Here is a 12510-nt window from a genome sequence, read left to right as displayed (position 1 = left end):
CGCATTATCTCCCTTTATCCTTACGGTATTTGCGGACGGACTGGTATGTTTCCTCAAGCCGGGGCACGTACGTGTCAAAATCCTCGCTCACCAGAGCAGTGAACAAAATATCGACGACATGCAGCTGCGCAATCCTGGAGGCCATATCCCCGCGGCGCATGCCTTCTTCGAGCGAGGAAGCGTATAGCCGGATATCCGCCTCTTGGGAGACGGGACTCGCCCCGAATTTGGTGAGCGAGATCGTAACGGCCCCCCGTTCCTTAGCGCACAGCAGCGCATCGCGCGTTTCCGGCGTTTCGCCGGAATAGGAAACCGCGAAGGCGGCGTCCGCCGGCCCCAGAGAGGAGGCGGCGGTAATTTGCATGTGCGGGTCGGGCCAATACTGCGCGTGCTTGCCGATGCGGACCAGCTTCTGTTGAAAATCGAGCGCCACGATCCCCGATGTCGCCACGCCGAACAAATCGATGCGGAGAGCGGCTCTTAACGCATCGACCGCCCTCCGGACCTCCGTTAAATCGAGCTGACGCGTCGTGTCGGTGATGGAACGAAGATGATTGCTCTCGATCGCCTGCACGATGCTCTGAAGCGGATTACCCGCTAGGATGTCCTGATAGGAGGTCTGGGCGGGCATCTGGGCAAGCTCGGCCGCCAGCTTCATGCGGAAGTCGGCATAGCCCTTGAAGAGGAAGGCCCGGCAGAAGCGGGACACCGTCGCCGTGCTGGTACCCGAACGCGCCGCCAGCTCCGTAATGCCGAGATGCACCGCCTCTTGAGCATGATCCAGGATGAACTCGGCCAAAATCTGCTCCTTGCGGTGCAGGGAAGGGGCTTCACTACGGATCGCTTGCAAAATGTCGGACATGAAGCACCGCCTTATTTTGAAAATAATTTACTTGATATTAATATATTCACGAAAATAATTACCATCAATCACATCATACCTCAAATCGGCGTCAGGTACAATAAGGGCTGCAGGCAAATATTAAATTTTCTTAGGATATGAAATAGAATGAGATTCCCTTCCAATTATTTGATAGAATAGACATAACTATGTATGACTAAATAACCAGAAACTTGGGAGGGGAAATGAATGAAATTCGCTTTGACCGGCGGACTGTCTAAGGCGCCGGTCCCAATGCGTCGAATGATGGCGTTTTTTGTATTGGCCGCGGCGATCATGATGCTTTTGATGATGCCTGGGAGGACGCATGCAAACAGCGGGGTTACGATAACGAATATTCAGCTGACCCCGGCGGGGGGGCCGATTAAGCCGGGAGGCACGAACGGTTGGGAAATCAATTTTACTACGCCAAGCACCCTGGACCCCACGGATACCATCACCATCGATTTTGGCCCGCGGTTCAAATTGAACATTACGAATATGAACCTGGTTAGCGGTACCTTTGAGACTAGGGCCGTTTGGGTTAACGGCAGCTATTCGCCGAGTAACGTCTCCTCAGATGGCGGAAAGATCACTTTTCCCGTTACGACTTCGATCCGAGCAGGCGGCAATGTGAAAGTAACGCTTGAAACGGGTGCGATTACCAACGATTTTGAGGGCGGCGGCAAGGATATTCAGGTGTCTACGAGTATTGATCCGAATCCGTCGACCTATTCGATATCAATCGATAACAACGTCGTTCAGGTTACGTTGGATAATACGACTCAAGGAGCGGCGCGGGTGAAATATTCCGTACATTATGCTGCAGATCATCTCGTTTCCGGAGGGAACAACCTGGCTCTGCTCCCTAGCAGGGATATTACGTTTAGCCTGAACAAAAACGATTACAGCGTAAACGGCTTCACACCCGATTTTGTAGGCTACGACGGTTATTTATACATAAGTCTTCCGAATACACTCCAAGCGACGAATACGATCGATTTGGAGATGATCGTCGCCAGAAATCCGATGGAGCCGGGTGATTATCCTTTTGCCGTCAGCTCCAGCGGTTATGAGTCTCAGATGAATTTCGCGCCGGTAACGATCACGGGGGATACAACCCCTCCTATAGGCTCCATCGCGCTTGAATCGGGAGAGTCGTTCACGTACAGCAAGCTGGTTCGGCTGCGCCTGAACGCTTCCGATGGGAGCGGCTCCGGCGTATCGAGCTATGCGCTGTCGACAACCGGTGATTTCAGCGGCAATCCGCCCAAGAAACCGTTTGGCAGCGTCGTGCCGTTCCTAATCGCTGACAATACGAAAAACCAGCGGGTCTATGTCCAATATTATGACGGAGCAGGGAATGCCAGCGAGATTAGCTGGGTGGATTTCGAGTACAGAGGCGACGCGCTCAATCTCCTGAGCTTAACAACAAGCTCTGGCGCCGCGGAATTCCCTGTCAGTCCGAATATTGACGGCGATGAGCCGAGCTATCAAGTGAAAATTTCGAAAGAGACGACGACGGTTACGTTAACTCCGGTCTTGAAATATCCGTCCGGGAAGTCGGTCAGCGCAGCGCAAGGTACTTTAGCGCTCCCTGTGGTATCCGGCCAAATCACCGTTTCGGGATTAAAGCCGGGAGCGAATCCGGTTCGGCTTACCGTTACGCCGGATGATCATTCGGGGTACAAAACCTACAACCTGGTCCTATTCCGCGAAGCCCCGGCGCTGGACGCCGAACCGGGTCAAATTTTTTCTTTAGGCGGCGGCACCGAGTGGATGGTTGCGGATAAGGATCAGAGAACCTTGGTAAGCGTAGATGCCATCACGGCATGCCCATGGATGGAAGGCAGCAATTTCTTTGGGTGCAGCTGGGAAAAGAATCGAACAACCTGGAACGAGAACGAGCTGGGGTATCGTTTTCAAACGGATTTACCGGGAACCGTTCCTTATTATTTGAATCACGATTACACTGATTCTCTGGGTACGGAGAAGAGCCAGATTTCAGATTATCCTTACGATAATACCGTCTACGAGAATACCGTCGATGCACCGCAAAATTACGCTCCTTCCGTCACCCGGTCCGTCATGGCCAAGGTGGGGCTGCTGAGCCGGAAGGAATATACGGACCTGCAGAGTAACATCAATCTTCAAATCAGAGAACGTTACAACAACGCATGGCTAATCAATCCGCAGCATGATGTAACGGGATCCGGGCCTTCCTATCGTGTGCTTGCCACAGATTTCAGCGGCAGCCCGGTAGACGATTTCAATTCGAATTACGGCGAATATAAGCTAGTGCCGGTGATCCACTTGTTCGCGGGGGCGAAGGTGAAATCCGGATCGGGAACGTTCGGGGACCCTTATCTTTTGGATGTGAGCGATTCTACGATCGTGAATCTGACCTATGGCAACCAAACCTATACGCCGAATACGGAACGTACGTTTAATATTAATGTGGCCGCCGGCGTGGACCAAATCGCACTTCAGGCGAATTCTGCGCTATCCGGAACAACGATTTCCAGCGTTACCGGCGGCGCGCAGCTGATCGGAGAGGATACGATTCAATTTCCTCATTTGGAGCCGGGCAACAATACTGCGGTATTCCAGTCCCAGTCTCCGGACGGGACGCAAACCAGTACTTATACGATTATCGTCAATAAGAAATCGGTCCCAACGGTTTCAAGTGTTGTATACGGCAATAACAGCTATATGCCCGATGAGAATAAACGAATCAGCATCGGCGTAAACAGTGTTACGAGCAATGTCTACTTATACGTCAATACAACCGATAGCGGAGCACGAATTATGATCACGAACAGCACGGTATCCGGAGCCGTCTACGGCCTCGGTTCGGATGGGGTAAGCTGGATTAACCTCCCCGGACTTTCATTCGGTGACAACCAGATTCAATTCCAGTTGGTTTCATCGGACGGTTTGCAGGGTCAAAGCTACACGATTGTTGTGAACCGCGCGCCGGTCGGCAGCTCGGCCATTCAAAGCGTTATCGTCGGCGAACGGGCTTACGTGCCTGACGGCGGTCCGATACGGATCAATCTGGACGGCGGAGTAAGCTTGGTGCAGTTAAGCGTGATCACTTCCGACCCCAAAGCCACGATGACCGTTACAGGCAGCACGGTCACGGGATATACGTATTCGAGCCTGCCGGGCGGGGTTAACCTTATTAATCTTCCGAATCTTGTGTTGGGAGAAAACAGGGTTCAGGTCCAGGTGGCTTCGTACGACCAAACACAGACCTCGAATTATGAGATCGTCCTGATTCGGGGCGTCGCGGTGAGCAGTGTGGAAGCGGCGCTGAACAACATCAGGAACCGGGTCGATGCCAACGGAGACGGGAAATTTTACCGCGCCGACGTGGTGGAGTGGTTAAAACGGATTCCGCCTCGCAAAGTCACTCCGATCGGTACGATGCAGGCACTAATCGGATAACGACCGGCAATAGGCTGTTCAATTCAAAAAAAAGGAACCTCCAACTCCGCTTTTAAAGCGGTTTTGGAGGTTCCTTTTTTGGTTGACAAGAATTTATAAGTTTTCGTAGCTTATAGCTTCGCATCAACCTTGGTAAACGAGCTGGTCCTTGTAAGACAAGGACGGCGCAGCCGTTTATCCTGGTTAAGTCCCGGGAGCGGTTCGAAGTGTTGTATTTCTTTCGCATCCGCCCCCGTGTTGTACGATATGGCTCAGTTTTGGAACAGCTTCTTCAAGTTGGCTTCGTAAGGCGCGCGGATGATGCCTTTTTCCGTGATGATGGCCGTGACATATTCGCTTGGCGTTACGTCAAAGGCCGGGTTATATACCTTAACGCCCTGCGGCGCGGTCCGCTTGCCGAAGCCTTGTGTGATTTCATCCTCGTGACGTTCTTCGATCGGGATGTCCGCTCCGGTCGGCGTATTCAGATCGATCGTGGACAACGGGCAGGCTACATAGAAAGGAATGCCGTGCGCTTTGGCGAGAACAGCTACGCTGTAGGTGCCGATCTTGTTGGCTACGTCGCCGTTCGCGGCTACGCGGTCGGTTCCGACGATGACGGCTTGAATCCAGCCCTTCTGCATGACGGCCCCGGCCATGTTATCGCAGATGAGGGTCACGTCGACGCCCGCCTGTTGCAGCTCGAAGGCGGTCAGGCGCGCGCCCTGCAGCACCGGGCGCGTCTCGTCGGCATACACCTTCAGGCGTATGCCCTGCTCCTGCGCCAGGTACATCGGCGCAAGGGCCGTGCCGTAGCGGGCGGTGGCGAGACCGCCCGCATTGCAGTGCGTGAGGATGCCCATGCCGTCCTCGAACAAACCGAGCGCGTGCTCGCCGATGGCGCGGCACGTCGCTTCATCCTCGGCCTGGATTGCGCAGGCCTCGTCCAGCAGCGCCCGCTGGGCCGCCTCCACGGACGGAACGTCCGTGGCCCCTTCGCCCAGCAGCGCCTCAGCCCGCGCCCGCATCCGGTCGAGCGCCCAAAATAAATTGACCGCCGTCGGACGCGACGTCGCGAGATATTCGCACTGGCGGATCACTTCCGCCAGGAGCTCCTCACGGCTGGCGAAGGCGCCGCGCACGCCGAGGTACACCCCGAACGCCGCGGCGATTCCGATCGCCGGCGCCCCCCGGACCGCCAGCTGCTTGATGGCGTCCCAAACCTGCTCGGAGGTCGTCAGCTCCAGGTAGACGATCTCATCGGGCAGCAGCCGCTGGTCCAGCAGGTCCAGTTGATCCTTGAGCGAATTCCACCGGACGGATTGCAGCCAATCCGAGGCTGCCGCTTGTTCTGTATTGGTCATCATTGATGTCCTCCTTTATCTAATGTACGGGTTTATGTAGAGTCCGCTCGCACATTCACATGAATGAACCCAGGTTCGCTTGTAAGGAACCTGGGTTCACTAAATCTGCAATAGGCATCCCACAAATGCACGTAGTGAACTTACGTATACTTCTCGTGAATGCAGGTCCGTTAGCATCGAACTTACGTTCACTACAGCCATGATTTGCATAGATAACAGCTGAATAGTGATATAGATTCACTGCCAGTATACCAAAGTTCGCTAACTCGCAAAAGTATACCGAATTACGACCGTAAGTCCGGCAGAGTTTCTGACCGAAACTCTGTCCACAAGTCTGGCCGCAAGTCACCGGAAATCATGCCGGCACTTGCTTCTCAGCTCACGAGCAGGAACGGGCAAGGAGAGACCGGGAATGTGCGAGCTTACTTCATGGCCTTCCCGGCAATCTCCAGCAGCTGATCGATCGACTCCGCGCGGCGGTTGAACTTGATGAGCGACGTGCCGATGCCCAGGGCGATCCGCTGGGCGCGTTCCTTGGCCGCCTCGTCCTGCAGCTGGTTGATATCGGCAACCTGCGCCAGGCCGTGCACGCGGCGCACCATCTTGCAGCCGGAGTATCCGAACGTATCCTGCAGCAAGCGTTTCATGAACAAGTCCTGGTAGCCAGGGGTTTTGAAGACGCGGTCCACGCCGTATTGGTTCCACAGCGAGCGGAATTCCGCTTCAAACCGCTGCCATATGTCGCGAATGGTGCCCAGCAAGTAACCCCGGTAGTCCGCGCGCGAGGCTTCGTCCTTGCTCCAGCCTTCCTGGCCTGCATAATTGAGCAGCAGATTCGCAAAGACGGCGCCGATGTCAAAGCCCATCGGACCGTAATAGGCGAACTCCGGATCGATCACCTTGGTGGAATCGGGCTTGATGAAGATGCTGCCCGTATGCAGGTCGCCGTGCAGCAGCGCCTGCGCCCGCGTCATGAAGCCCTCCCGCAGCATCGCTACCTCGAGATGAAGCTCGCGATCGTTCCAGATCGCCTCCACGGCGTCGCGAATCGCCGGAGGCACATTGTTGTTCGGCGAATCCGTGTACGGGTCGTCGAAGATCAGGTCCTCAGTAATTTTGCACAAATCCGGGTTAATAAACTGCTTGACCCGATTCTTTTTTTCCTGCTGGTTCATGCCGAGGTCCGACGTATAGAAAAGGGTATGGGCCAAGAACCGGGCGATATGCTCGGCGAACAAGGGATAACGGCTACCCTCAATCAGCCCTTTGCGCATGATCACGTGGTCGCTCAAGTCCTGCATTACGGTCAAGGCGAGCTCCGGCTCGGCGGCATGCACGACCGGCACGAGGTCCGGGCACAGCTCCCCCTGAATGATCAGCGCCTCCGCCTCAATGCGGGCGCGGTCCAGCGACAGCGGCCAGGATTCCCCGACTACCTTGGCGTATGGCAGCGCTTGCTTCAGGATGATGCTTTTTCCGGTAGAAGGCTCCACGATGTGAAATACGAGATTCAAGTTGCCGTCGCCGATTTCCTGGCTGGTCAGCTCGCTGTCCGGCTGGAATAAATTCGGAAGTTTCCGGGCGTAAGCAACCGCCTCGGCTTCCGATAACGCTTGATATGTCGACATAACGGGGGAATGCCTCCTTTTTCCATATGAAAAATGCTATTCCTTAAGTATAAAACAAACCGTCCCGGTTGGGAATAGAGCGGTCTTGAGTTTGTCGGGCGCCAGCCTCCGGCGACCGATTTACAAAACCTTCACACTGCGATAATACAAGAATCACATTCATTCTTACAATTAGGAGTATAACCGTTCACTTGGAGGTTTTCCTTATGGATAAATTGCTGATGAGAGTTGCTTTTGTTCTGACGGCCGGAGCGGTGCTGCTTGTTCTGGGCGCGAACTCCGCGGAGCAGACGGCTTCCGTTTCCCCGAATCCGATGAAAGCAAACCCCGAACAGTATGCCCGGATTCAGAATCAGAGCATGTTAGTGCAAGTGCCTTAAGCATATCCATAGGATCATATAGGAAAAAGGGAAGGCTGGACACCAGCCTTCCCTTTTTCAGCTTGAGCGTGCCCAGAGGCACGCATCTTCTTGCCGGTGAAAGTCCGGCCACGGGAGGGTCAAGCCCCCGTGTAGCCGGGATACCTGCGTACGGGTTATGCCGGCCGCGAATTGCTTTAAACTGGCTGAAATCCTATAATACAAAGGGATGACTTGAATCGGGAGAAAGGAGCTAATGATGACAGTACATAACGATCAAGGGCAGGTTCCGGCTCTGAAGGAATGGGCGTCCGCGGTGGAGGCGCTCCGGCTCGGAAAGCAAATCCTGATCATGCGAAAAGGCGGGATCCGGGAGGAGACGAAGGATTTTCAGGTGGAAAGCGACAGCTTCTATTTGTACCCGACCTATGAGCACCAGCGGAAGGAGCTTGTCAAGCCCGAATTCGCGGATCAGGTGGAAGCGTCGGTTGCCGCATGGCGTGCGGATGCGGAAGAGGTCTCCGTCAGCGTATATGCAGAGCTTACCGAAGACATTCTTCTATCGTCTCAGGAGGAGTTGGACAAGCTAAGGGAACTGCATATGTGGACGGACCGGTTCGCCGAGGAACGGTTGAAATGGAAAAAGACGAAGCCGCTGCACGTCATGCTGCTTCGCGTCTATGAACTGGAGACTCCGGTTTCCTTACCTATCCTGGCGGAGTATAACGGATGTAAATCGTGGATCGGCTTGCCGGCGGACAAGCTGGACGGAATTCCGCGAAAGCCCGTACTTTCGGATGAAGCTTTCGGGGCGGCAGCAAACAAGGTAAAAGCTGCGCTTGTGTGAAAAATATTGAAAATGGACGGTATCCCCGGTTTATTCATTTCATTTAATGCGATATAATGATATATTAGCATTGAGAATCACTGAGAATCAGTTTAGAATGATTATTAGGAAAGAATAACTTAAAGCGGAGGCATGAGATCACATGGCAAACTCACCACATTTTATCATAGACGGTTTGAAAGCGACTGTCGAAGGAAAAGAAATTTTGAAGGGCCTCAGCTTGTCGATAAAAGGCGGCGAGGTTCATGCGATCATGGGACCGAACGGTACCGGTAAAAGTACGCTCGCTTCCACGCTCATGGGTCATCCGAAGTATGAAGTGACGGAAGGCTCCGTATCTTTGGACGGAGAAGACGTGCTGGAGATGGCTACGGACGAAAGAGCGCGCGCCGGCCTGTTCCTCGCGATGCAATATCCGAGCGAAATTACGGGCGTAACGAACGCGGACTTCCTGCGGAGCGCCCTGAATGCCCGCCGCGAAGAAGGCAACGAAATTTCCTTGATCAAATTCATCCGCCAAATGGAAAGCAAAATGAAAGAGCTCGAGATGAATCCTGAGTTCATGCACCGTTACTTGAACGAAGGCTTCTCCGGCGGCGAGAAGAAGCGGAACGAAATTTTGCAAATGCTGATGCTCGACCCGCGTATCGTCATTCTTGACGAAATCGACTCCGGTCTCGACATCGACGCCCTCCGTATCGTGGCAACCGGCGTGAACGCCATGCGTTCCGAAGACCGCGGCTTCCTGATCATTACGCACTATCAGCGTCTTCTCAACTACATCAAGCCGGACTTCGTCCACGTCATGATGCAGGGACGCATCGTGAAATCCGGCGGTCCCGAGCTGGCCGAGCGTCTGGAGAACGAAGGCTACGACTGGGTGAAGGAAGAGCTTGGCATCGTCGACGAAACGGTTGGCGGAGAAGAAGAATTCAAAATGCCAATGAACACCACGGCTCCGAAATATTAAGATCGAACTGGCCTAGCGAAGCGCCGTTGCTTCGTAAGGAATTATGAGGAGGAATACAGAAATGAGTACACAAACGGTTCTTCCCATCGATCACGCGGGTCTGGTGGAGCTGTCCAAAGCAAGACGCGAGCCGGAATGGATGACCGCACTCCGGGCCGAAGGCCTGCAGCTGGCGGGATCGTTGGAACTGCCTAAATTAGAGAAAACAAGAATCGACCGTTGGAACTTGCAATCCTTCGGACAATATAAAACAGCGGAAGCACTCAGCTCTCTGGAGCAGCTTCCGGAAGCTGCCAAGCTTCTCGTGACGGGCGAAGGCGAAGGCCACCCGTCCAACCTGCTCGTACAGCGCAACTCCGGCGTGGTTTACCACAGCATCTCGGAGGAGCTCAGCAAGCAAGGCGTCATCTTTACAAGCCTCGAGGACGCGCTGATTCATCATGAAGATCTGGTGCGTCAGCATTTCCTGAACGTGGTAAGCAAGGATGAGAACCGCTTGACCGCGCTGCACAGCGCGATCTGGAGCGGCGGCGTATTCCTGTATGTGCCGAAGAACGTCGAAGTGGCGGTTCCCGTGCAGGCGCTGTTCCTGTCGGATGACGCGGATGCCAGCTTCTCGCCGCACGTCCTGATCGTGGCCGAGCAGCATTCCAAAGTCACTTATGTCGACAATTATTTATCGGAAGGCGGAGCCGGGGAGCTGATTCAGAACGGCGTCGTGGAAGTCGTCGTAAAAGCCGGCGCGAAAGTAACCTTCGCTTCGGTTCACAATCTCGGCAGCTCCGTAACTGACTTGACTTACCGCCGGGCGCTGGTCGAGAACGACGGCGGCATCGAGTGGATCATCGGCGAAATGAACTACGGCAATGCGATGTCGGAGACGACCTCGATCTTGAAAGGCAACGGCTCGACCTCCGACGCCAAAGTCATCTGCATCGGCACGAACGATCAGAAGCTGAACGTGACGACGCGCGCCGTTCACTTCGGGAAGAGCTCGGACAGCCAAATGATTACCCGCGCCGTCATGCGCGATGAGGCTACGGCTATCATCAACGGCATTACGAAGATCGAGAAGGGCGCGACCAAAGCGAACGGCGAGCAAACGGAGAAGGTGCTCATGCTAAGCCCCAAATCGCGCGGCGACGCCAACCCGATTCTTCTGATCGACGAAGACGACGTTACGGCTGGACACGCAGCGAGCGTCGGACAGGTAAATCCGGAGCAGGTGTACTATCTGATGTCCCGCGGCATTTCCCGTGAGGAAGCGCAGCGGCTCATCATTTACGGCTTTCTGGCGCCGGTCGTATCCGAGATCCCGCTCGAAGCGATCCAATCGCAGCTGGGTCTCCTGGTAGAAAGGAAGCTGGGACAATGAATACGTCTGAAATACGTAAACAGTTTCCCATCCTGCACCAGGAAGTCAACGGCCATCCGTTAGTCTATCTCGATTCCGCGGCTACGTCGCAGAAGCCGGTATCGGTCATCGAGGCCGTCAAGCACTATTACGAATGGGATAATGCCAACGTGCACCGCGGCGTGCATACGCTTGGTTCCAGAGCCACGGACGCCTATGAAGGCGCGAGAGAGAAGGTTCGCGCGTTTATTAACGCGAAGTCTACGGAAGAAATTATTTTCACCCGCGGCACGACAACGGCTCTGAACCTCGTGGCAACAGGGTATGCGCGTGCCGTCTGCAAGGAAGGCGACGAGATCGTCATCACACCGATGGAGCATCACAGCAATCTCATTCCATGGCAGCAGGTAGCGAAAGCTACCGGCGCTGTCCTTAAATATATCCAGCTTCAGCCTGACGGCTCCATTAACCTGGAATCGGTAGAGAAGGCCGTTACGGAGCGGACAAAAATCGTTTCCGTCACGTATGTATCGAACGTTCTTGGCATCGTTAATCCGGTCAAGGAAATCGCCGAGATCGCCCACCGCAACGGCGCGAAGATAGTCGTGGACGGCGCGCAGAGCACCCCCCATCTCAAGGTTGACGTGCAGGCGCTGGATTGCGATTTCTACGCCTTATCCGGACACAAGATGTGCGGGCCTACGGGCATCGGCTCGCTGTACGGCAAGAAAGAGTTGCTGCAGGAGATGGAGCCCATCGAATTCGGCGGCGAAATGATCGACCATGTAGGATTGTACGATTCCACATGGAAGGACCTCCCGTGGAAGTTTGAAGGCGGAACGCCGATCATTGCGGGCGCGGTCGGACTCGGCGCGGCGATCGATTTTCTTGAAAGCATTGGTCTGGACCAAATCGAGCGTCACGAGCACGAGCTCACCGCATACGCTATCGAACGGATGCAAGAAATCGACGGCTTGTCGATCTACGGACCGCTGAAGAATCGTGCCGGACTCGTAACGTTCAATTTGGACGATGTTCATCCTCACGACGTGGCTACCGTGCTGGATGCGGAAGGCGTCGCCGTACGTGCGGGCCATCACTGCTGCCAGCCGCTGATGCGCTGGCTGAATGTGACCGCTACGGCGCGGGCCAGCTTTTATCTCTATAATACCGAAGAAGACGTTGACCGCCTGGTGGCTTCACTACGTAAAGCAAAGGAGTACTTCGGTTATGCAATTGGATGATTTGTACCGCAGGGTCATAATGGATCACTACAAGAATCCCCGCAACCGCGGCACCTTCGATAACCAGAACGTGACCATCGACCTGAACAACCCGACCTGCGGAGACAAGATTCAGCTCCAGATGCAGGTCGAGGACGGGAAGGTTCAAGCGGCGAAATTTACCGGGGAAGGCTGCTCTATCAGCATGTCCTCCGCTTCAATGATGACGGATGCCGTGAAGGGCAAGACGCTGGAGGAAGCGCTCGAGATGGCGGAGAAGTTCTCGGGGCTCATGAAGGGCGAGCCGGTGGAATTCGAGTACGAGGATATCGAAGCATTGTCCGGCGTGAACAAATTTCCCGCCCGAATCAAATGTGCAACGCTGGCCTGGAACGCCCTTCGCAAGGGAATCGACCAAGCTAAGCAGTCGGAATAAAACTAAGAATTAAAGGAGGA

Annotated in this window: 10 protein-coding genes; 7 read left to right on the top strand and 3 right to left on the bottom strand. The window is 54.6% G+C overall.

Annotated features, from left to right (window positions below):
• Nucleotides 1-4 precede the first annotated feature (4 nt).
• Nucleotides 5-862, bottom strand: coding sequence for a MurR/RpiR family transcriptional regulator (locus O9H85_RS13765; protein WP_269882000.1), 858 nt, complete (start codon nt 860-862; stop codon nt 5-7).
• A gap of 228 nt (nt 863-1090) precedes the next feature.
• Here O9H85_RS13765 and O9H85_RS13760 point away from each other — a divergent pair, with 228 nt between their 5' ends.
• Complete coding sequence (locus tag O9H85_RS13760) at nt 1091-4330, top strand: hypothetical protein (RefSeq protein WP_269881999.1); 3240 nt, start codon at nt 1091-1093, stop codon at nt 4328-4330.
• Between the two features lie 251 nt (nt 4331-4581).
• Here the strand turns inward: O9H85_RS13760 and mtnA are convergent, their stop codons facing one another.
• Together mtnA and mtnK are read right to left on the bottom strand one after the other, a co-directional pair.
• Entirely contained in the window at nt 4582-5673 is a 1092-nt protein-coding gene (mtnA, locus tag O9H85_RS13755) for an S-methyl-5-thioribose-1-phosphate isomerase (protein ID WP_269882151.1), read from the bottom strand.
• A gap of 422 nt (nt 5674-6095) precedes the next feature.
• Complete coding sequence (gene mtnK / locus O9H85_RS13750) at nt 6096-7301, bottom strand: S-methyl-5-thioribose kinase (protein WP_269881998.1); 1206 nt, start codon at nt 7299-7301, stop codon at nt 6096-6098.
• A 206-nt stretch (nt 7302-7507) separates the two neighbouring features.
• On the opposite strand from mtnK, the gene O9H85_RS13745 reads away from it, so the two are divergent.
• The 6 genes from O9H85_RS13745 to sufU all read left to right on the top strand — a co-directional run bounded on the left by O9H85_RS13745 (nt 7508) and on the right by sufU (nt 12490).
• Entirely contained in the window at nt 7508-7681 is a 174-nt protein-coding gene (locus O9H85_RS13745) for a hypothetical protein (RefSeq protein ID WP_269881997.1), read from the top strand.
• A 235-nt stretch (nt 7682-7916) separates the two neighbouring features.
• Nucleotides 7917-8507 (top strand): DUF1802 family protein, encoded by a 591-nt coding sequence (locus tag O9H85_RS13740; RefSeq protein ID WP_269881996.1) that lies wholly within the window; start codon nt 7917-7919, stop codon nt 8505-8507.
• Nucleotides 8508-8649: 142 nt separating this feature from the next.
• Nucleotides 8650-9477, top strand: a complete 828-nt coding sequence (gene sufC, locus O9H85_RS13735; protein ID WP_269881995.1) for a Fe-S cluster assembly ATPase SufC — start codon at nt 8650-8652, stop codon at nt 9475-9477.
• 61 nt (nt 9478-9538) lie between these two features.
• The gene (gene sufD, locus O9H85_RS13730) at nt 9539-10852 is read left to right on the top strand and encodes a Fe-S cluster assembly protein SufD (protein ID WP_269881994.1); all 1314 of its coding nucleotides are present in this window, start codon (nt 9539-9541) and stop codon (nt 10850-10852) included.
• Nucleotides 10849-12075, top strand: coding sequence for a cysteine desulfurase (locus tag O9H85_RS13725; RefSeq protein WP_269881993.1), 1227 nt, complete (start codon nt 10849-10851; stop codon nt 12073-12075). The genes sufD and O9H85_RS13725 overlap by 4 nt, the downstream gene beginning before the upstream one ends.
• Nucleotides 12062-12490, top strand: a complete 429-nt coding sequence (gene sufU / locus O9H85_RS13720) for a Fe-S cluster assembly sulfur transfer protein SufU (protein WP_269881992.1) — start codon at nt 12062-12064, stop codon at nt 12488-12490. The genes O9H85_RS13725 and sufU overlap by 14 nt, the downstream gene beginning before the upstream one ends.
• Nucleotides 12491-12510 lie beyond the last annotated feature (20 nt).

The organism is Paenibacillus gyeongsangnamensis (assembly GCF_027533625.1).
Classification (GTDB): Bacteria; Bacillota; Bacilli; order Paenibacillales; family NBRC-103111; genus Paenibacillus_G; species Paenibacillus_G gyeongsangnamensis.
The sequence above is the reverse complement of the archived record's forward strand: the minus strand, read 5'-3'. Positions and strand labels throughout refer to the sequence as shown.

Bases quoted from the DNA above. Each gene is read 5' to 3' on its own strand.
- O9H85_RS13765 (WP_269882000.1), bottom strand. From the start codon at position 862: ATGTCCGACATTTTGCAAGCGATCCGTAGTGAAGCCCCTTCCCTGCAC.
- O9H85_RS13760 (WP_269881999.1), top strand. From the start codon at position 1,091: ATGAAATTCGCTTTGACCGGCGGACTGTCTAAGGCGCCGGTCCCAATG.
- mtnA (WP_269882151.1), bottom strand. From the start codon at position 5,673: ATGACCAATACAGAACAAGCGGCAGCCTCGGATTGGCTGCAATCCGTC.
- mtnK (WP_269881998.1), bottom strand. From the start codon at position 7,301: ATGTCGACATATCAAGCGTTATCGGAAGCCGAGGCGGTTGCTTACGCC.
- O9H85_RS13745 (WP_269881997.1), top strand. From the start codon at position 7,508: ATGGATAAATTGCTGATGAGAGTTGCTTTTGTTCTGACGGCCGGAGCG.
- O9H85_RS13740 (WP_269881996.1), top strand. From the start codon at position 7,917: ATGATGACAGTACATAACGATCAAGGGCAGGTTCCGGCTCTGAAGGAA.
- sufC (WP_269881995.1), top strand. From the start codon at position 8,650: ATGGCAAACTCACCACATTTTATCATAGACGGTTTGAAAGCGACTGTC.
- sufD (WP_269881994.1), top strand. From the start codon at position 9,539: ATGAGTACACAAACGGTTCTTCCCATCGATCACGCGGGTCTGGTGGAG.
- O9H85_RS13725 (WP_269881993.1), top strand. From the start codon at position 10,849: ATGAATACGTCTGAAATACGTAAACAGTTTCCCATCCTGCACCAGGAA.
- sufU (WP_269881992.1), top strand. From the start codon at position 12,062: ATGCAATTGGATGATTTGTACCGCAGGGTCATAATGGATCACTACAAG.